Annotated in this window: 19 protein-coding genes; 12 read left to right on the plus strand and 7 right to left on the minus strand. The window is 72.7% G+C overall.

Going from position 1 to position 18,309, the window contains the following annotated elements:
- The 4 genes from AC32QD_RS05210 to AC32QD_RS05225 form a co-directional block, all read left to right on the plus strand.
- Window positions 1-176 (plus strand): TraR/DksA family transcriptional regulator (locus AC32QD_RS05210; RefSeq protein ID WP_492009466.1); only part of this gene is annotated, 176 nt, incomplete at its 5' end.
- Between the two features lie 10 nt (window positions 177-186).
- Complete coding sequence (locus tag AC32QD_RS05215) at window positions 187-372, plus strand: hypothetical protein (protein ID WP_492009425.1); 186 nt, start codon at window positions 187-189, stop codon at window positions 370-372.
- The gene (locus AC32QD_RS05220) at window positions 369-2,531 is read left to right on the plus strand and encodes a malate synthase G (RefSeq protein ID WP_492009426.1); all 2,163 of its coding nucleotides are present in this window, start codon (window positions 369-371) and stop codon (window positions 2,529-2,531) included. Before AC32QD_RS05215 ends, AC32QD_RS05220 begins: the two co-directional genes overlap by 4 nt.
- Complete coding sequence (locus tag AC32QD_RS05225) at window positions 2,528-2,959, plus strand: GlcG/HbpS family heme-binding protein (RefSeq protein ID WP_492009427.1); 432 nt, start codon at window positions 2,528-2,530, stop codon at window positions 2,957-2,959. Before AC32QD_RS05220 ends, AC32QD_RS05225 begins: the two co-directional genes overlap by 4 nt.
- On the opposite strand, the gene AC32QD_RS05230 is transcribed toward AC32QD_RS05225, so the two are convergent.
- The gene (locus AC32QD_RS05230; protein WP_492009428.1) at window positions 2,940-3,572 is read right to left on the minus strand and encodes an HAD family hydrolase; all 633 of its coding nucleotides are present in this window, start codon (window positions 3,570-3,572) and stop codon (window positions 2,940-2,942) included. The genes AC32QD_RS05225 and AC32QD_RS05230 overlap by 20 nt on opposite strands.
- A 110-nt stretch (window positions 3,573-3,682) precedes the next feature.
- On the opposite strand from AC32QD_RS05230, the gene AC32QD_RS05235 reads away from it, so the two are divergent.
- Both AC32QD_RS05235 and AC32QD_RS05240 read left to right on the plus strand, forming a co-directional pair.
- Entirely contained in the window at window positions 3,683-3,976 is a 294-nt protein-coding gene (locus tag AC32QD_RS05235; protein ID WP_492009429.1) for a 4a-hydroxytetrahydrobiopterin dehydratase, read from the plus strand.
- A 175-nt stretch (window positions 3,977-4,151) separates the two neighbouring features.
- Window positions 4,152-4,313: a hypothetical protein gene (locus AC32QD_RS05240; RefSeq protein ID WP_492009430.1), complete on the plus strand. Its 162-nt coding sequence runs from the start codon at window positions 4,152-4,154 to the stop codon at window positions 4,311-4,313.
- 49 nt (window positions 4,314-4,362) lie between these two features.
- Here AC32QD_RS05240 and AC32QD_RS05245 read toward each other — a convergent pair whose 3' ends face one another.
- Window positions 4,363-7,050, minus strand: a complete 2,688-nt coding sequence (locus AC32QD_RS05245) for a glycosyltransferase (protein ID WP_492009431.1) — start codon at window positions 7,048-7,050, stop codon at window positions 4,363-4,365.
- Window positions 7,037-8,044 carry a hypothetical protein gene (locus AC32QD_RS05250; protein WP_492009432.1) on the minus strand — a complete coding sequence of 336 codons (1,008 nt, stop codon included), beginning with the start codon at window positions 8,042-8,044 and terminating at the stop codon, window positions 7,037-7,039. Before AC32QD_RS05250 ends, AC32QD_RS05245 begins: the two co-directional genes overlap by 14 nt.
- A gap of 105 nt (window positions 8,045-8,149) precedes the next feature.
- Between AC32QD_RS05250 and AC32QD_RS05255 the strand changes: the two genes are divergently transcribed.
- From AC32QD_RS05255 to AC32QD_RS05280, 6 genes are all read left to right on the plus strand, one after another.
- A complete protein-coding gene (locus AC32QD_RS05255; RefSeq protein ID WP_492009433.1) occupies window positions 8,150-8,953 on the plus strand; it encodes an ABC transporter permease in 804 nt (267 codons plus the stop codon).
- Window positions 8,954-8,967: 14 nt separating this feature from the next.
- A complete protein-coding gene (locus AC32QD_RS05260; RefSeq protein ID WP_492009434.1) occupies window positions 8,968-9,618 on the plus strand; it encodes an ABC transporter ATP-binding protein in 651 nt (216 codons plus the stop codon).
- Window positions 9,619-9,641: 23 nt separating this feature from the next.
- The gene (locus AC32QD_RS05265) at window positions 9,642-11,024 is read left to right on the plus strand and encodes a KpsE/RkpR family capsule polysaccharide export protein (RefSeq protein ID WP_492009435.1); all 1,383 of its coding nucleotides are present in this window, start codon (window positions 9,642-9,644) and stop codon (window positions 11,022-11,024) included.
- 244 nt (window positions 11,025-11,268) lie between these two features.
- Complete coding sequence (locus AC32QD_RS05270) at window positions 11,269-11,784, plus strand: ribosome modulation factor (RefSeq protein ID WP_492009436.1); 516 nt, start codon at window positions 11,269-11,271, stop codon at window positions 11,782-11,784.
- Window positions 11,785-11,964: 180 nt separating this feature from the next.
- On the plus strand, window positions 11,965-12,213 hold the full coding sequence (locus tag AC32QD_RS05275; protein ID WP_492009437.1) for a YMGG-like glycine zipper-containing protein: 249 nt from the start codon (window positions 11,965-11,967) through the stop codon (window positions 12,211-12,213).
- A 297-nt stretch (window positions 12,214-12,510) separates the two neighbouring features.
- Window positions 12,511-12,849 (plus strand): hypothetical protein, encoded by a 339-nt coding sequence (locus tag AC32QD_RS05280; RefSeq protein WP_492009438.1) that lies wholly within the window; start codon window positions 12,511-12,513, stop codon window positions 12,847-12,849.
- 186 nt (window positions 12,850-13,035) lie between these two features.
- Here AC32QD_RS05280 and AC32QD_RS05285 read toward each other — a convergent pair whose 3' ends face one another.
- From AC32QD_RS05285 to AC32QD_RS05300, 4 genes are all read right to left on the minus strand, one after another.
- Complete coding sequence (locus AC32QD_RS05285) at window positions 13,036-13,854, minus strand: methyltransferase domain-containing protein (protein ID WP_492009439.1); 819 nt, start codon at window positions 13,852-13,854, stop codon at window positions 13,036-13,038.
- A 364-nt stretch (window positions 13,855-14,218) separates the two neighbouring features.
- The gene (locus AC32QD_RS05290) at window positions 14,219-15,364 is read right to left on the minus strand and encodes an iron-containing alcohol dehydrogenase (protein ID WP_492009467.1); all 1,146 of its coding nucleotides are present in this window, start codon (window positions 15,362-15,364) and stop codon (window positions 14,219-14,221) included.
- Between the two features lie 2 nt (window positions 15,365-15,366).
- Complete coding sequence (locus tag AC32QD_RS05295; protein WP_492009440.1) at window positions 15,367-16,764, minus strand: aldehyde dehydrogenase family protein; 1,398 nt, start codon at window positions 16,762-16,764, stop codon at window positions 15,367-15,369.
- A gap of 4 nt (window positions 16,765-16,768) precedes the next feature.
- Window positions 16,769-18,139, minus strand: coding sequence for a glutamine synthetase family protein (locus AC32QD_RS05300; protein WP_492009441.1), 1,371 nt, complete (start codon window positions 18,137-18,139; stop codon window positions 16,769-16,771).
- Between the last annotated feature and the right edge of the window lie 170 nt (window positions 18,140-18,309).

The raw sequence follows: 18,309 nt of genomic DNA on the forward strand, positions 1-18,309 counted from the left end.
TGATCGCCAAGATCGACTCGGCGCTCGAGCGCATCGAGAGCGGCAGCTACGGCTATTGCGAGGAGACCGGCGAGCCGATCTCGCTCAAGCGCCTGATCGCACGGCCCATCGCCACCATGTCGCTCGCCGCGCAGGAGCGGCACGAGCGGCGCGAGAAGGTGCACCGCGACAGCTGAGGCGCGGGCGGTGGCGCTCGACGGTCCGGCGCACGCACCCGCGCGGGGCGGCGTCGCCGGCGGCAATCGCGGGCCTTGCGACGTTTTCTTGCGCAACAATCTTTCCACGGTGCAAAATTGCCGCGTGCCGGCGCTTGCCGCCGGCCGCTCCCCGACCTATCGCATCGGCGGCGCAGATTTGGAGGAGCGGCAATGACGGAACGGGTGACGGCGGGCGGCCTTGAGGTCGATCGCGGGCTTCACGACTTCATCACGCGCGAGGCCCTGCCGGGCACCGGCATCGAGGCCGCGGCGTTCTGGCAGGGGCTGGGGCGGATCGCCACCGAGCTCACGCCGAGGAACCGTGCCCTGATCGCCCGGCGCGACGCGCTGCAGCAAAAGATCGACGCCTGGCACGCGGGGCGCGCCGGCCGGCCGCACGACCCCGCCGCCTACCGCGCCTTCCTCGAGGAGATCGGCTATCTGGTGCCCGAGGGCCCGGACTTCGCCGTCGACACGGCCGCGGTCGATCCCGAGTTCTCGACCATCGCCGGGCCGCAGCTCGTGGTGCCGGTCACCAACGCCCGCTACGCGCTGAACGCGGCCAACGCGCGCTGGGGCTCGCTCTATGACGCGCTCTACGGCACCGACGCCATGGGCTCGCTGCCCGAAGCCGGCGGCTACGACCCCGAGCGCGGTGCCGAGGTGGTCGGCTGGGCCAAGGACTTCCTCGACGAGGCGGCCCCGCTCGAGGCCGGCTCGCACGCGGATGTCACGCGCTATGTCGTGGCCCACGGCCAGCTGGTCGCCACGCTCGCCGACGGGCGCGAGACCGAGCTGCGCCATCCGGACCGGTTCGCCGGCTATGCGGGCGAGGCGATGGACCCCCGCTCGGTGCTGCTGCGCAACAACAACCTGCATATCGACCTGTTGATCGACCCCCACAATGCCATCGGCAAGAGCGACCCCGCCGGCATCGCCGACATGGTGCTGGAGGCGGCGGTGACCACGATCATCGACCTCGAGGACTCGGTCGCCACCGTCGATGCCGCCGACAAGGTGCTGGCCTACCGCAACTGGCTCGGCCTGATGAAGGGCGACCTGACCGAGGAGGTGGCCAAGGGCGGCCACCACTTCACCCGGCGCCTCGATCCCGACCGCGACTACCGTGCCCCCGACGGCCGCGCCTTCACCCTGCCCGGCCGCTCGCTGATGCTGGTCAGGACCTCGGCCGGGCTGGTGACCTCGGACGCGATGCTGCTGGCCGACGGCGCCGAGATCCCCGAGGAGATCATGGACGCGGCCTGCACCGCGATGATCGCACTGCACGACCTGAAGCGGACCGCCGGTCCGCGCAACTCGCGCACCGGCTCGGTCTATGTCGTCAAGCCGAAGATGCACGGGCCCGAGGAGGTCGCCCTCGCCAGCGAGCTCATGGGCGCGGTGGAGGAGATGCTCGGCCTCGCCCCCAACACGGTCAAGATCGGCATCATGGACGAGGAGCGGCGCACCTCGCTGACGCTCAAGGAGTGCATCCGCGCCGCGCGCTCGCGCCTGTGCTTCATCAACACGGGCTTCCTCGACCGCACCGGCGACGAGATCCACACCTCGATGAAGGCCGGGCCAATGGTGCGCAAGGCCGAGATGAAGGCGCAGCCCTGGTTCCAGGCCTATGAGGACAACAACGTCGATGTCGGGCTGGCCTGCGGGCTGAAGGGCGTGGCCCAGATCGGCAAGGGCATGTGGCCCAAGCCCGACATGATGGCCGACATGCTCGCCGAGAAGATCGAGCACCCGATGGCCGGCGCCAACACCGCCTGGGTGCCCTCGCCCACCGCCGCCACGCTGCACGCCATCCACTATCACCGGGTCGACGTGGCCGCGCGGCAGGCCGAGCTGATGGGCCGCGCCCCTGCCTCGACGGACGCCATCCTGACCATCCCCCTGGCGCGCGAAACCAACTGGCCGGCCGCCGATATCGAGGCCGAGCTCGAGAACAACTGCCAGGGGATCCTGGGCTATGTGGTGCGCTGGATCGACCAGGGCATCGGCTGCTCCAAGGTGCCCGACATCGACGACGTCGGGCTGATGGAGGACCGCGCCACGCTGCGCATCTCGTCGCAGCACATCGCCAACTGGCTGGCGCACGGCATCGTCGGCGAGGACCAGGTGATGGCCACGCTCAGGCGCATGGCCGAGGTGGTCGACCGGCAGAACGTCGGCGACCCGGCCTATGCGCCGATGGCGCCGGCCTGCGACGGCCCCGCCTTCAAGGCCGCCTGCGACCTGGTCTTCGAGGGCGCGGACTGGCCCAACGGCTATACCGAGCCGGCGCTGTTCGCCCGGCGCCGCGAGAAGAAGGGAGCCACGACATGACCGAGATCACGCTGCGCAAGGCGCGCACCATCGTGCGCCAGGCGCTGGCCAAGGGCCGCGAGACCGAGATGAAGCCGCTGGCGGTCTGCGTGCTCGACGCCGGCGGGCATCTCAAGGCCTTCGAGCGCGAGGACGGCGCCTCGAACATGCGCTTCCAGGTGGCCTTCGGCAAGGCGAACGGGGCGCTGGCGCTGGGCCTGGGCTCGCGTGCGCTGCGCGACCGGGCCGAGAGCCAGGCCTATTTCCCGCTTGCGGTGGGCACCGTGTTCCCGGGCGGGCTGGTGCCCGTGCCCGGCGGCGTGCTGGTGCGCGACCGCCGCGGCGCGCTGATCGGCGCGGTGGGCGTCAGCGGCGACATCTCGGACAACGACGAGCTGGCCGCCGTGGCGGGCATCGAGGCCGCCGGCTTCACGGCCGACCCGGGCTGAGGCCGCGCGCGGCCAGCGCGCGGCGCAGCTGCGCGGGGCCCTCGAACCGGATCGCCTGCATGCCCAGCGCGCTTGCGGCCGCGACGTTCTCCGGCGTGTCGTCGATGAACAGGCACGCCTGCGCCGAGAGGGCGTTGCGCGTCAGGCAGCGACGGTAGATCGCCGCTTCGGGCTTCAGCAGGCCTTCCTCGGCCGAGACCACGACATCGCGGAAACACGCGCGCAGGAAGGGGAACCGGGCCCGGGTTTGCCGCCATTTCTGGCGTGAGAAGTTGGTGATGGCATAGAGCGGCGTGCCGGCCCGGTGCAGCGCCTCGAGGATCTCGACCGAGCCCCCGATCGCGCACGGCACGGCCTCGTGCCAGCGCTCATGCGAGGCCTCGATCGGCGCCCGCCAGTGCGGGAACCGGGCCGAGAGCGCGGCCACCGCGGCATCCCAGTCCCCGCCCCAGCGCAGGCCCCGGTCGAGCTCGCGGTTCCAGGCGTGCCAGCCGGTCTCGGCGAGGAAGGCGTCGATGGAAGCCTCGTCGGGCAGCACGCGGCGGAACACGCGCCGCATGTCCCAATCGATCAGGACCCCGCCTATGTCGAAGATCACCGCCGTCGTGGTCATCGGCCTCTCCCGGCTGCCGCATTGCGCCCGCGGCGCGGGTTTGCGGGGTGCACAACGCTGCGGCGCAGGCTAGCTTTCGCCCTGATCGGCGCGGAATCAAGGAGGCAACCATGACCGAGTTTCCCGAGCTACCCCAGGACCTGATCGATGCCGGCTGGGAGCCCTCCGGCGACGGCCGGGCGATCGCCAGGACCTTCCGCTTCCGCGGCTTCCGCGACTCCATGGCCTGGATGGCCCGCGCCGCCTTCGAGGCCGAGCACATGAACCATCATCCCGAATGGTCCAACGTCTACAACAAGGTCGACGTGCGCCTGACCACCCACGATGCCGGCGGGCTGACCGAGAAGGACCTCGAGCTCGCCCGGCGCATGGAGAAGATTTCGCACCGGGCGCTGGTGAAGTGAGCCGCTTCGCCGCCATGCCCGAGCCGCCCTACTACGCCGTGATCTTCTCGGCGCAGCGGACCGCGGGCGACCACGGCTATGCGGCGATGTCCGCGCGCATGGAGGAGCTGGCGCTGGCCCGCACCGGCTGCCTCGGGTCGAGAGCACGCGCGACGCCGAGGGCTTCGGCATCACCGTGTCCTACTGGCGCGACGAGGCCAGCCTGGTCGGCTGGCGCGAGGACGCCGAGCACTTGGTGGCCCAGCGGCTGGGGCGCGAGCGCTGGTACGCACACTACGCGCTGCGCATCGCCCGGGTCGAGCGCGCCTATGCCGGCCCCGAGGGCCGCGGCGGCTGAGCCCCGCCGGCGCCGCCTTGCCGGCTGGCCGGCGGAGCGCCGGGCGCCGTCACTGCCCCGCGAGCGGCGCGAGGCACCCCTCGTCCCGCTCTGCCCCGGTCGGCCCGCCGGCAGCCCGGGAAGGGGCCCCTCGCTGCGGCCCTTGCGTCGCCCCTGGCGTCGTCCCTTGCGGCGCCTGCTCCCGGGCCGCCGGCGCCTCGCGCAGCTCTGCGGGCAGCGCGTCGATGAGCGCGTCGAGCAGCCCGCCCGGGTCGCGCGCCAGCGCCAGCGGCAGCAGCGTGGCGGCGGCGCCGCGCGCCTGCGCCGCGTCCAGGCGCGTGCCGAGCGCGCCGATGTCGAAGGCGGCCACCGGCCGCCCGCTCGCGAGCGCGTGGCTGAGCGTGTAGCAATAGGTCTCGGGCCAGGTCGAGGGGATCAGCACCAGGTCCGGATCGGCGCGCGCGATCTGCGTCGCCGCCTCCTCGTTGCGATAGGGCCCGGTGACGCGGATGCCCGCGGCCCGCGCCGCCGCGTCGTTGCGGGTGTAGCCGATCACGGCCAGGTCGGCCTCGAGCCCGCGCGCGCGGATCTCGGTGGCCAGCGCCAGCAGCACGTCGAAGCCCTTGATCGGCCCGATCGCCCCGATCGTCGCGATCCGGACCGGGCCGGGCCGGCGCGGAGCCGGTCTCGGGCCGGGCGCCGGCGGCGGCTCGTGCGGGCGCACGGCGATGTTCGCCAGATGCGGGAAATAGCGCCTCAGTCGCGCCGCCACGTCGCCGTCGGGCACCCGCACCTCGCGCGCGCGAGCGAGCAGACGGCCATGGTCCCTGCGCCAGCGCCGGATATCGGGCGCGCCGAAGTCCGAGCGGCGGCGCGCCAGGCAGCGCCGGCAGCCGCGCTCGCCCGGCTCGCCGCAGTAGAAGCCGCTGGTGTCGGCCATGTTGATGCGCGGGCAGACTGCCAGGTAGTCATGCGCCACGAAGTCGAAGGGCAGGCCGAGGCAGTCCATCAGGCGGGCGAGCCGGACGGCGCCGCGGGCGCCGAAATCGGCCAGATGATGCAGCTGCGCCTCGACCACGCCGAGCGCCTCCAGCGCTGCCACGAGCTCGGGCCCCTCGAGCGGCAGTGCCGCCAGCGCGGGCAGCTCGGCGAGCTGAGGATGGCCGAGCCGCACGGTGTCGGGCCCGCCCGTGCCGCCGCTCACCAGCACCACCCCCCTGCCCGCGCGCGCCAGCCGGTCCGCCTCCTCGGCCACGTGCTGGCCGGTGCCGCCGCCGCGCGAATGGCTGACCAGCGCCACCGCCCGCCCCGGCGCCGCGGCGCGGGCCAGCCGGCCGAGGTCGATGGCGCGGCGCAGGGGCGCCACCGGGTCCGCGGCGAGGTAGCGCTGGACCGTGCGCAGATAGCCGGGATGCCGCCGCTCGACCACCTTGAGCGCCGCATCCACCTTGTCGCGCCGCGCATCACCGAACGAGGTCTGGCCCAGGTGTCGCACGAACACGTCGCCGGCGATCAGGTTGCGCAGGCCCGCCCGGATGGCGCGCTGCGAGAAGTCGTTCTCCTCGCCATAGCCGCGCCCGAAGGCCGCCTCGTCGAGCGGCCCGATCCGGGCGATGGCCGCGCGCCGCACGTAAGTGGCGAAGCCGACGCAGGTCGGGGTTTCCACCGCCCGCCCGGCATTGACCCGCGCGGCGATGCGGTCGATCTCGTCCCAGCCGACCTCGAGCGGCGCGACGTTGTCGACGTCGAAATGCGGATAGCTGCAGATGGTGCCGTTGCTGGTCAGCGGGGTGACCGTGGCCACGTCGTCGCCGGCGGTGGCGGCGCGGCGCAGGCGGTCGATCCAGTCGCCATAGACCTCGGTGTCGGCATTGAGCCAGACCACGTCGCGCGCGGGATGCAGCGCCATGCCGCGGTTGATCGCGGCGACGAAGCCGCGGTTTCGGGGCTGCACCGTCAGCTCGATCAGGCCGCGCCGCGCCAGGCCGGCGAGATCGGCCCTGAGCCGGGCGTCCGGCCCGCAGTCGTCGATCACCACCAGCGCGAAGCGGGTGCGGCCTTCCGCCTCCAGCACGCTGGCGAGGCAGCGCAGCGTCTCGGCCCGGCCACGATAGACCGGCACGATGACGTCGACCTCGGCCGGCCCGCTCGCGCGCGGCGCCTGGGCGTGGAGCCGGGCCAGCGCCTCGGCCGCGGCGGCCGCGTCGTCGGCTGGCTCGACCACCGCGCCCGCTTGACGGGCCCCGCCGCCCCGCGCCCCCCCTCGTGTCCCTTGGCGCGTCCATTGGCGCGTGCCTTGGCGTGGCCCCAGCCCGCGGGCGCGGCCCAGCGCCAGCCAGTGCGCCAGGGCGCTGACCCGGTCGCGCGGGCCCAGCCGCGCCTGCCGACGATAGGCCGCGTCGTCGAAGCGCGGGTTGGGGTTGCGCCCCTCGACCCAGCCATTGGCGAGGTAATGCGCCAGCGGGTCGAGCCCGGCCTCCTGCACGTCGGGATTGCAGGCGAGATAGTGCGTGCGGTCGAAGCACGGGTCGTCGGCGGCCGCCAGCAGGCACCGCTCCACCGCCGCGATCAGCGGGCGCGGCAGCCGGCGCAGCCGCGGCACCCGCGCGATCAGCCGCAACAGCGCCCGCGCGCCGCGCTCGCGCGCCCGGCGCCGCACATGGCCGATCCGCCAGGCGAGCCCGCGCAGCGCCATGCCGCCGCGCACCCGCGCCCGCTGGCCAAGCCGCGCCGCCGCGCACCCCTCACGCCGCCGCATCGAGCCCCACCTCCATCAGCTCTGCCCACAGGCGGCGCTGCGGCCCGGGCCGGTTCAGCTGCCCGGCCAGGCGGATGGCGCCTTCGGCTAGCGCGCGCATGCGGGCGGGCCGGGTGATCAGCTGCTCGATCGCGATGCGCCAGGCATCGGGGTCGGGCGCCAGCGCCAGGCCGGCGCCGGCCGCGACGGCCCGCCCCGCCTCGGGCCAGCAGCGCGAGTAGAGCGGCGCCGCCCCCACCACCCCGTGCTCGATCAGCTTGTTGATCGAGCGCGCCCGGTTGAACGGGGTGTCCAGCAGCGGATAGAGCGCCAGGTGGAAGCGCCGCCCCCTGAGCGCGGCGCGATAGACCGACCAGCCGCGCGCCGCGATGGGCCGTATGCGCGGGTGCCCGCGCAGCCAGGCCGGCAGCCGGTGCCGCTCGGACAGGTGCAGGCGCGCGCGCGGATGCGCCGCCAGCACGTTGCCGATCACCGGCCACAGGAACGCCAGGTCGCGCCGGTGCACCGAGCTGCCCAGACAGGCGATCTCGATCCAGCCCGCGCCCTCGGCCATGGGCGCGAAGTGCCCGGTCCCGGCCATGGGCTCGGACCAGTAGGGATCGACCAGGTGCGTCTCGGCCAGCCCGCCATGGCGGCGCGCCAGCGCGGGCGAGCTGACCACCACGGCCGCCTGCCTGGGCGCGATGCGGCGCTGGGCGGCGCGCTCGACCAGCCTGAGCTTCTGGCGATAGAGGAACGGCAGGGCGGCGTCGCCCGTGCCCTCCTCGACCGCGTCGTCGACGAAATAGACCAGCCGGCGCCCGCGCATCGCCGCGGCCAGCCCCTCGGCGCGCAAGTCGTGGCGCATCACCAGGCAGGCGCGCGGCGAGGCGAACACCGTGGGGCCGAGCCGGCGCAGGCCCGAGGACAGGAAATCGCCGCAGGCGTTCATGAAGTAGAGATCGGCCGTGGGCGAATCGGGGGCCGCGAGAAACCCTGCCAGCGTTCTGCGCAAGATCCGCCTCCCTCGGCCCGGGCGCCGCCGCGGCCCCAATGCAGCCACGACCCTGCACGGCGCGTTTTAAGGGCGGGTTAATTATCCCGGCTTAACCATCGCGGCATGTACCGCGACCCGGAGGCATCCCATGGCAGGGCAAGCGGCGCGCTGACGCCGGCCCGCGTGCTGTTCGCGCTCATCATGCGCGAGATGGCGACCCGGTTCGGCGGCTCGGCGATGGGCTATCTGTGGGCGCTGATCGAGCCGGTGGCCTTCATCGCGCTGCTCTCGCTTGCGTTCTCGGAGCTGGCGCACCGGCCCCCGGTGGGCCACAGCTTTCCGCTGTTCTATGCCACCGGGTTCATCGCCTTCAGCTACTACAACGACATCGCCTCGCTCACCGGGCGCTCGGTGCATGTCAACCAGCCGCTGCTGAACTATCCGGCGGTCACCCCGCTCGATACCGTGCTGGCGCGGCTGATCCTGCAGGCGCTGACCGGGCTGGCCGTGGCGGCGCTGGTCTTCGCCGGCATCTTCGCGGTGTTCGGCGACCCGGTGCGGATCGAGCCGGTGCCGCTGATGGCGGCGTTCGGGCTCGGCGCGCTGCTCGGCCTCGGCGTCGGGCTGGTCAACACCACGCTGTTCGCGCTGTCGCGGGGCTGGCAGGTCGCCTATGGCGTGATCTCGCGGCCGGTCATGTTCGTCTCCTGCGTCTTCTATACCTTCGACTCGCTGCCCCGGGGGGTGCAGGCGGTGTTGTGGTGGAACCCGCTGGTGCACCTGGTCGGGCTGATGCGGGCGGGGTTCTACCCGGTCTACCGGGCCGCCTATGTGTCCGAGCTCTACGTCTTCTCGGTGGCGCTGGGGCTGATCGCGCTGGGGCTGGTGCTGATGACGCTGATGGCCGGCAGCGTGGTGCGCCAGTGATCCGGCTCGAGCGCGTGAGCAAGAGCTTCCGGGTGCACGGCATGACGCGGCATGTCCTGCACGAGGTCAGCTTCCTCTTGCCGCCGGGGCGCGACGTCGCGCTGATCGGGCGCAACGGTGCTGGCAAATCCACGCTCTTGCGCCTGATCGGCGGCACGCTGCGCCCCGATGCCGGGCGCATCACGCGCCACTGCGACGTCTCCTGGCCGATGGGCTTTGCCGGCTCGTTCCACCCCGCCCTGACCGGCGCCCAGAACACCCGCTTCGTCGCCCGCGTCTACGGCCGCGACAGCCGCGCGCTCGAGGACTACGTGCAGGACTTCGCCGAGCTGGGTCCCTACTACCGCCTGCCGGTGCGCACCTATTCCTCGGGCATGAAGGCGCGGCTCGCCTTCGCGCTCTCCATGGGCGTGAACTTCGACCTCTACCTGGTCGACGAGGTGATCGGGGTCGGCGACACCGCCTTCCGGCGCAAGTGCGTCGAGGCGTTCCGCGCCCGCATGGGCCGCTCCCGCGTGCTGATGATCTCGCACAACCCCGGTACGCTGAGGGAGTTCTGCGACTGCGGCCTGGTGATCGAATCGGGCCGGCTCGCCTTCCACGAGGATCTCGACGCGGCGATCGCGGCGCACGAGCGCAACCTCGCCCTCCCCGCCACCGCCTGACCCGCCCGCAAAGGAGCCGCACCATGCCCGACGGCCAGCCCCGCGACGACGCGCCGCCCGCAAGCCCCCTCGCGCCCAGGCCGGCGCCCGGGCCGGCATCCCCGGGGCGGCCGCGTCAGGCGCCGGAGGCGCGGACCGCCCACCCGCCCCAGGCGCGGAACACTCACCCGCCGCAGGCCCGCCATGCCGCCCCCCCGGGTCGCGGCCCGGGCGAGAGCGGCCCGGGCGAGAGCGGACCGGGCGCGAGCGGACCGGGCGCGGATGCGTCGCTGCTTCTGGGCGCCCCGCCCTCGCGGCCGCGGCGCCGGCACTGGCTGCTCGCCGCCTCGTTCGTCGCGCTCGTCGTGCTGCCGACGCTGGCCTCCGCGGTCTATCTGTTCGCCTTCGCGGCCGACCGCTACGGCTCGCGCGTCGCCTTCTCGATCCGTTCGAGCGAGAGCTCGGCGCCGCTCGAGATCCTGGGCGCCGTCACCCAGATCGGCGGCGGCTCGATGCGCACCGACGGCCAGGTGCTCTACGATTTCATCCAGAGCCAGCAGATCGTCGAGACGGTGGCCAGGCGCCTGCCGCTGCGCGCCATGTGGAACCGCGCGCCCCGGGACTGGCTGTTCTCGCTCGGCCGCAACCAGCCGATCGAGAACCTGGTCGACTACTGGAACCGCATGGTCGACGTCTCGCTCGATTCGGGCACCGGCATCGTCACCGTCGATGTGCGCGCCTTCCGCGCCCGCGACGCGCAGGCGATCGCCGCGGCGATCCTCCAGGCCAGCTCGGCGCTGGTCAACCGCCTCGCCGACATCGCGCGCGAGGATGCGGTGCACGACGCCAAGCGCGAGCTGACCGACGCCGAGACCCGGCTGCGCACAATCCGCGCCAAGCTGCGCAAGTTCCGCAATGCCGAGCAGGAGATCGACCCCTCGGCCAACGCCAAGCTGGCGGTCGACCTGGTGGCCCAGCTCGAGGGCGAGCTGTCGCAGGCCCGGGTGCAGCTGACCATCCTGCGCAGCGCGCTCGACGAATCGGCGCCCAGGATCGGGCTCCTGAAGCGCAAGATCGACTCGCTCAAGGCCCGCATCGCCGCCGAGCGCAAGCGCCTGGGCACCGGCACCGCCGGCCCGCGCGGCGACCGGCGCCCGCTCAGCGCGGTGGTCGGCGACTACGAGGAACTGGTGGTCGACCGCGAGTTCGCCGAGCGCGCCTACACCATGGCGCTGGCCACCTACCAGCAGGCCGAGGCCGAGGCCCGGCGCCGCCATCGCTATCTCGCCGCGCATATCGCGCCGACCCTGTCCCAGGAGGCCCAGTACCCCGACCGCCCGCTCCTGATCCTCGCGGTGTTCCTGCTCACGCTGGTCGGCTGGAGCGTCCTGGTGCTGGGCGGCTACGGGCTGCGCGACCGCGGCTGAGCCCCCGGGGCCGAGGGGCCGCCCACCCGGCCGCCCGCCCGGCCGCCCACCCGCCCGGCCGCCCGTCTGGCCGGCCGTCTGGCCGGCTGCCTGACCCAGCGTCCCACCCGGCGTCGCACCCGGCCGCCCGCCCTGCCTGCTGCCCCACCCCGGCTGCGCGTACCGCCGCACCCTTTCCCCCCGCGCGCGGCACGGGTAGAAGGGCGCGCTGGTCCGACCTGTCGCTGCGCCTTGCGGGAGCCTCATGCATTTTCGCGAATTCCCCCTGCTCAACACGCCCCATCTCATGCACCTGATCCTGCGCGAGGCAGGCGGGGGCGAGACCACGCTCGCCGCCTGCCTCGCGCGGCTCGACCGGCTGCTGGCGCTGGCCGACGAGCATCCGCCCTTTGGGTCCGACGAGATCCGCGCCCGGCTCGAGCTCCTGTGCCGCTACCTCGCCGCGGCGCGGCTGGTGACGGCCGGCCCCGACGGCCGGCTCGCCATCACCGCGCGCGGCCGCGAGGCGCTGGCCGAGCACCCCCAGGGATTCGACCTCGCCGATCTCATGGCCTATCCCGAGTTCGCCGGCTTCATCCGCGGCCTCGCCCGCGCGCGGGCGCGCGCCATCATGGATCCGCGCAGCCCGGCCTTCGACGAGGGCCACGCCGCCTACCGGGCCGGCGCGCTGGTGTCGGACAATCCCCACCCCGCCGACAGCATCGACCACCTGGCCTGGGAGAACGGCTGGTACGAGGCGCTCGACGAGGACACGCGCTAGCGAACGGCGCGACCCCGCCGCTCCATCCCGGCACGCACCCCGCGCCCCGACGCAGCCGACCGCGCTGGCGCGCTGCGCCCCGCGGCCGCCGCCTGATCACGAAATCGTGCCCGGCTCGGCGCCGGTTCTGCCGCGCCGCCGCGTTTAAGGCTCGACCATGACCGGATGAGGAGCGGGACCATGAAGACGATCCGCACGCTTACGGCGCTGGGCCTCGTGCTCGGCCTGCTCGCCTCCTGTGGCACCACCACCACCGACCGGGCGCTCTCGGGCGGCGGCATCGGTGCCGCCACCGGCGCGGCCGGCGCTGCGCTGTTGGGCGGCGACGCCGCCGCCGGCGCGGTTCTGGGCGGTGCCGTGGGCGCCGCGGCAGGCGCGCTGACCAACCCCAACAACGTCTATCTCGGCCAGCCCATCTGGCGGCACTGAACCCCCTGAACGGCACTTGAGCCCTCTTGGTGGCGCTGAGCCCTGCCGGTCGCGCGCCCCAGGGCCTGCCGGCGGCGGCGCGGCATCCCCCCTGCCGCGCCGCCTTCAGCAGGCCCTTGCCGGCCGGTGCGCCGGGGAATAAACTGCCGCGCGCGCGGCACTCGACCCGCCGCGCCAAGCCGACAGACGCCAAGACGGCCTTCGAGACACGCATCCGGTGAGGGCCCGGGCCGGCTCGAACGTCCCATACGCCGCGGCTGACCGGTCGTCGGTGCAACGGGTCGCGGAGCGTCGTCGATGATCATCATCCTGGGTGCCGCGCTGATCGTCGCGGCGGTTGTCCTTCTGCATTTGGGGCGGATCGCGGTGCTGCGCGCGGGCAGCGCGCGGCCCGAGTCGCTGATCAGCGATTTCTTCGCCATCACTTTCGTCGCCGTGTTCTGCGCCGGTTTCCTGATGATCCTGGTCGAGCTGCTGAGAGGCCCCAGCCTGGTTCACCTGGCCGAGTCGCTCGCGGCGCTCGCCGCGGCCCTGGCCGGCGCCAAGCTGGTCATGCATCTCGGCCGCCATGTGACCGCGCTCGAGCCGCCGGCGGCCCCGGTTGCCGCCCCGGTCGCGGACAAGGCGCCGCACTAGTGGCATGACTCAGACGCTTCGAGCCGTGGTGCGCGGCGCGCGCCGATAGTCTGCGTCCGACCGCTTCGCGGAACGAAGCGGTCGTCCGAGCAAACGGGTCGGATAACCGGTTCTGACCCGAAGCCGGCAATGCGAAAGGCTGGCGCCGACGCCTGCCCCTGACCGGAGCGGACGGCGTTCGCGTCCCTAGCGCTTCCAGCCCCAGCACTGGAATATCCGGGGAAGGCTCATCGTCACGCCGGGGTCCGCGGCGGCCCTCGTCAGCTCGGCCACGAGCTGCGTGACCTCCTCCGGGCCGGCGAGCCCCGACTCGATCACCCGGGCGCCGATGCTCTGCATGGTCAGTGGCGTCATGACCTTGGCGTCGCCCGTCACCCCGGCCGGCTGGCTCACCTGCATGCCGACGTCGGCCAGCCCCGCCTGCCGCAACATCCCGGCCAGCTTCGGCCCGATCTCCGGATCGCCCCCCGTCGATGTCGCCATTGCGGTGTAAAGCCGGATGAACGCGTCCATGGCGGGCAGGTGCGGCCAGCAGATGTGGGCGGAGAACTCGACATCCTCGAGCACCACCACTCCGCCCGGCCGCAGTGCGCCCAGCATCCGCTCCAGCGCAGCCGCCGGGTCGGCCAGGTGGCTCAGCACGAGGCGCGCGGTGACGACGTCGAAGTCTCCGACCGGAGCCAGGTCGTAGACGCTGCCCGTCAGGTACGACAGGTTGGCGATCCCGGCCGCGGCGGCCTCGCCTGTCGCCATCTCCACCTTGACCGGGTCGAAGTCGACGCCCGTCACATGACCCTCCGGCCCGGCCAGGCGCGCCAGGATCACCGCGACATCGCCGCCGCCGCAGCCGACATCGAGGCAGCGCGCGCCCGGCGCAATGCCGACCCCTTGCAGCAGGCGCGTCGTCCCGTCCTGCATCACCCCGGCCAGGATACGCAGCCGCTCGCGCCCGGACGCTCCGTGCGCCAGGACATAGGTGTCGAGCCCTGTCTCGCGATCGCCCATGCACAGGCTCCTGCCTGCGGAACAGACGCGCGCAGCCTACGCCCGTTTCCGGGCGAAGTCATCGATGACGGCCCGGCAGCCCTCATCGGAGCCCCGGCCATTGCGGTAGAGCATCCCCTCCACTGCACCTTTTCCAGCGCCGAAGCTTCCGGACCGGCCGGTGGCCGGTCGTGGACTCCCCCGGCGGGGCGACCGGCAGCCAAAGGCAGCGCCCTCCCCGCTCCCGGACCAGACGCGCCGGGAGCCGGGGACCGGATGGGCCGCGCCTGTTGGGCCGCGCCTGTTGGGCCGCGCCTATTGGGCCGCGCCTGTTGGGCCGCGCCTGTTGGGCCGCGCCTGTTGGGCCGCGCCTGGTGGACCTCCCCTAGCGGGCCGCCTCCAGCATCTCGCGCGCCAACTCGCGGGTCAGCGTCACCGGGTTGCCCCCCGCAGTGGGGTCGTCGGGGGCCATCTCGGCGATCCGCTCAAAGCTCGAGTCCGGCACGCCGAAGGCCGCCAGCCCCTCGGGCACGCCCAGCGTGCGGCGCAGCTCCAGCACCGCGGCCATGAAGCCGTCGAAGCCGCCCGCAAGGCCGAGGAAGGCCGCCAGCCGCCCGATCTTGGCTTCGATCGCCGGGCGATTGGCGCGCAGCACCGCCGGGATCACCACCGCGTTGGTCATGCCGTGATGCGTGTCGTGCAGCGCCCCGATCGGGTGCGACAGCGCGTGGATCGCGCCCAGCCCCTTCTGGAACGCCACCGCCCCCATCGCCGCTGCGCTCATCATGTGCGCGCGCGCCTCGATGTCGTCGGGCGCGCTATAGGCGCGCGGCAGGTAGTCCTTGACCAGCCGCATGCCCTCGACCGCGATGCCCTCCGACATCGGGTGATAGCTCGGCGCGCAATAGGCCTCGAGGCAGTGCGCGAAGGCGTCCATGCCGGTGCCCGCGGTGATGGCCTTGGGCATGCCCACGGTCAGCTCGGGGTCGCAGATCACCACCGCGGGCAGCATCTTGGGGTGGAAGATCACCTTCTTGACGTGGTCGGCGGTGTTGGTCAGCACGCCGGCGCGCCCGACCTCCGAGCCGGTGCCCGCCGTGGTGGGCACCGCGACGATGGGCGCGATCGCGCCGGCATTGGCCCGGGTCCACCAGTCGCCGATGTCCTCGAAGTCCCACACCGGGCGGGTCTGGCCCTGCATGAAGGCGACGCACTTGCCCAGGTCCAGCCCCGAGCCGCCGCCGAAGGCCACCACCCCGTCGTGCCCGCCGGCGCGGAAGGCGGCCACCCCGGCCTCGAGATTGGAATCCGTCGGGTTCGACTGCACCTCGTCGAACAGGCCCGCCTTCAGCCCCGCGGCCTCGAGCAGCTCGAGCGCGCCCTGCGTGATCGGCAGCGCCGCCAGCGCCCGGTCGGTGACCATGAGCGGCCGGCGCATGCCGGCGGCCTTCACGGCCTCGGGCAGCTCGCGGATGCGCCCGGCGCCGAAGCGGATCGCGGTGGGATAGCTCCAGTTGGCGGTCAGGGACATCGTCACCCCTTTCTCAGGTGATAGGACTTGGCCCGGGTCAGGCTGTGGTAGCCCAGCACCGACAGCGCGGCGCCCCGGCCGGTGTTCTTGCACCCGGTCCAGCACAGCGCCGGGTCCAGGTAGTCGCAGCGGTTCATGAACACGGTGCCGGTCTCGATGCGCGCGCCGATGGCCTCGGCCGCCTCGGCGTCGTTCGTGCAGATCGCCGCGGTCAGGCCATAGTCGCTGTCGTTCATCAGCCCGACCGCCTCGTCGTCGCCCGCGACCTTCATGATGCCGACCACGGGGCCGAAGTTCTCCTCGCGCATCAGCCGCATGGAGTGGTCGACGTCGACCAGCACCTGCGGCGCCAGATAGGCGCCCTCGCCGTCGTCGGCGGCGAAGCCGGAGGTATCGACCAGCGCCCGCGCGCCCTTGGCCACCGCCTCGGCCACCTGCTCGCGCACCAGGCGCGCGAAGCGCGGCTGCGCCATCGGCCCCAGCGTCGTGGCCGCCTCCAGCGGGTTGCCCAGCACGTGGCCGCGGGCGATCTCGACCGCCTTCTCGACGAAGGCGTCGTAGCGCGGCGCGGCGACGTAGATGCGCTCGATGCCGCAGCAGCACTGGCCCGAGTTGAACAGCGCCCCGTCCATCAGCTGCTCGGCCGCCGTCGCGGCGTCGGCATCGGCGCGCACATAGCCCGGGTCCTTGCCGCCCAGCTCCAGCCCCACGCCGATGAAGCTGCCGGCGGCGGCGCGCTCGATCTCGTGGCCGCCGCGCACCGAGCCGGTGAAGTTGACGAAGTCCACCGCCCGGCTCTCCAACAGCGCCTCGGTGATCTCGTGGTCGAGCGCGAGGTTGCAAAACAGCCCCTCGGGCAGTCCCGCCTCGTCGAAGGCGCGCTGCAGCCGCTCGCCGGCCAAGAGCGTCTGCGTGGCGTGCTTGAGGATCACGGCATTGCCCGCGATCAGCCCCGGCGCGATGGCGTTGATCGCCGTCAGGTAGGGATAGTTCCACGGCGCGATCACAAGGACCACGCCCAGCGGCTCGCGCTTGATGAGGCGGCGAAAGCGGGCGCTGTCCTCGATCACCATGGGCGCGAGCGCCTCCTCGGCGATGTCGGCCATGTAGTGGGCGCGCTCCTCGACGCCGCCGATCTCGCCGCCATAGCGCACCGGCCGGCCCATCATCCAGGCCAGCTCCGGCACCACCTCGTCGTTCATGGCGCGCAGCCGCGCCACCGCCTCGCGCACCAGCCGGGCGCGCTCGCCGATCGGCCGCGCCGCCCAGGCGCCCCGCGCCTTGCGTGCAGCAGTGAGCGCGGCTTCCACCTCGGCATGGCTGGCCACCGGGCGCTCGGCATAGACCTTGCCGTCGACCGGCGAGACTAGGGTTAGGCTCCGGCTCCGGGTTGGGCTCATGGCATCAGCTCCTCTCGAAGCCGCGCATCAGCTCCCAGTCGGTGATGCGGCGGTCGTACTCGAACTGCTCCCATTCCGCGGTATGAAGGTAGTGCTCGACCACGTCGGCGCCGAACGCCTCGCGCAGCATCTTCGAGCGCTTCAGCGTCTGGGCGGCATCGCGCAGGGTCTTGGGAATGTCCTTGAGCCGCGCCCCGTGATAGGCGTCGCCCGAGAACGGCCCGGCCAGCTCAAGCCCCTCCTCGATGCCGCTCAGCCCCGCCGCGATCAGCGCCGCGAAGGCCAGATAGGGGTTGAGGTCGGCGCCCCCCACCCGGCACTCCGAGCGGATCGCCTTGGTCGCCTCGCCGCACAGCCTGAAGCCCGCGGTACGGTTGTCGCGGCTCCACACCAGCTTGGTCGGCGCGAAGGTGCCCACCTGGAAGCGCTTGTAGGAATTGATGTAGGGCGCCAGGAAATAGGTGATGTCGGGGGCGTATTTCAGCTGCCCCGCCATGAAGCGGCGCATGGTGGTGGACATGCCGTATTCCGCGCCCTTGTCGAAGAACAGCGGCTTCCGGCCCGCCTTGTCCCACAGCGACATGTGTATGTGGCACGAGTTGCCGGCCAGCTCATAGTTCCACTTGGCCATGAAAGTGATCGCCTTTCCATAGGCATGGGCGATTTCCTTCATGCCATTTTTCATGATGACGTGGCGATCCGCCATGCTCAGCGCGTCCGCATAGCGGACGTTGAGCTCCTCCTGCCCCGGCCCCCACTCGCCCTTCGAGTTTTCCACCGGGATGCCCGCGCCTTCCAGGCCGTTGCGCATGGCGCGCATGACCTCCTCCTCCTTCGAGGTCTGGAAGATGTGGTAGTCCTCGATATAGCTGCCGGCGGTCCTGAGCCCCCTATAGTGCTTGTCCTCGATGGCGCGATAGTCCTCGTCGAACAGGAAGAACTCCAGCTCCGAGGCGCAATAGGCCATCATGCCCGCCTCGGCCATGCGCTCGACCTGCCGGCGCAGGATGGCGCGCGGGCTGTGCGCGATCGGCGCGTGGTGGTGGTGGTCCACCAGGTCCGAGAGCACCAGCGCGGTGCCGGGCAGCCAGGGCACCCGGCGCAGCGTGGCGAGGTCCGGCCTCAGCACGAAGTCGCCATAGCCCTTCGCCCAGTTGGCCACGCGATAGCCCGGCACCGGCTCCATGTCGATGTCGTTGGCCAAGAGGTAGTCGCAGGCATGCGTCTCCTCGTGGCCGCCCTCGACGAAGAACCGGGCGTGGAAGCGCTTGCCGACCAGCCGCCCGAACATGTCGGGAAAGCCCACCAGCACCGTGTCGATCTCGCCCGCGTCGACCGCCGCGCCCAGCTCCTTCAGCGTCATCATGCCGGTCATGCCAGCACCCCCCTAAGTGGTTGCCCCGTCTTGCGTCGTCTCGTCCTGCGTCGTCCCGTCCTGCGTCGTCCCGTCTTGCGTCGCCCCGTCTCGCCCGCGCGTCAAGCCGGCCGAGCCGGCCCGGCGCGCAGTCCTCGTCGTTTCCCCCGCGCCCCCGCCGGCTCCCCTGC

The sequence above is a fragment of the Thermohalobaculum sp. genome, from assembly GCF_058622915.1.

What these genes read in the sequence shown, in the direction of transcription:
- AC32QD_RS05300 (WP_492009441.1), bottom strand. Translation starts at nt 18,139, where the DNA reads ATGACCGGCATGATGACGCTGAAGGAGCTGGGCGCGGCGGTCGACGCG.
- AC32QD_RS05290 (WP_492009467.1), bottom strand. Translation starts at nt 15,364, where the DNA reads ATGTCCCTGACCGCCAACTGGAGCTATCCCACCGCGATCCGCTTCGGC.
- AC32QD_RS05245 (WP_492009431.1), bottom strand. Translation starts at nt 7,050, where the DNA reads ATGCGGCGGCGTGAGGGGTGCGCGGCGGCGCGGCTTGGCCAGCGGGCG.
- AC32QD_RS05225 (WP_492009427.1), top strand. Translation starts at nt 2,528, where the DNA reads ATGACCGAGATCACGCTGCGCAAGGCGCGCACCATCGTGCGCCAGGCG.
- AC32QD_RS05220 (WP_492009426.1), top strand. Translation starts at nt 369, where the DNA reads ATGACGGAACGGGTGACGGCGGGCGGCCTTGAGGTCGATCGCGGGCTT.
- AC32QD_RS05285 (WP_492009439.1), bottom strand. Translation starts at nt 13,854, where the DNA reads ATGGGCGATCGCGAGACAGGGCTCGACACCTATGTCCTGGCGCACGGA.
- AC32QD_RS05230 (WP_492009428.1), bottom strand. Translation starts at nt 3,572, where the DNA reads ATGACCACGACGGCGGTGATCTTCGACATAGGCGGGGTCCTGATCGAT.
- AC32QD_RS05265 (WP_492009435.1), top strand. Translation starts at nt 9,642, where the DNA reads ATGCCCGACGGCCAGCCCCGCGACGACGCGCCGCCCGCAAGCCCCCTC.
- AC32QD_RS05235 (WP_492009429.1), top strand. Translation starts at nt 3,683, where the DNA reads ATGACCGAGTTTCCCGAGCTACCCCAGGACCTGATCGATGCCGGCTGG.
- AC32QD_RS05255 (WP_492009433.1), top strand. Translation starts at nt 8,150, where the DNA reads ATGTACCGCGACCCGGAGGCATCCCATGGCAGGGCAAGCGGCGCGCTG.
- AC32QD_RS05270 (WP_492009436.1), top strand. Translation starts at nt 11,269, where the DNA reads ATGCATTTTCGCGAATTCCCCCTGCTCAACACGCCCCATCTCATGCAC.
- AC32QD_RS05275 (WP_492009437.1), top strand. Translation starts at nt 11,965, where the DNA reads ATGAAGACGATCCGCACGCTTACGGCGCTGGGCCTCGTGCTCGGCCTG.
- AC32QD_RS05280 (WP_492009438.1), top strand. Translation starts at nt 12,511, where the DNA reads ATGATCATCATCCTGGGTGCCGCGCTGATCGTCGCGGCGGTTGTCCTT.
- AC32QD_RS05295 (WP_492009440.1), bottom strand. Translation starts at nt 16,764, where the DNA reads ATGAGCCCAACCCGGAGCCGGAGCCTAACCCTAGTCTCGCCGGTCGAC.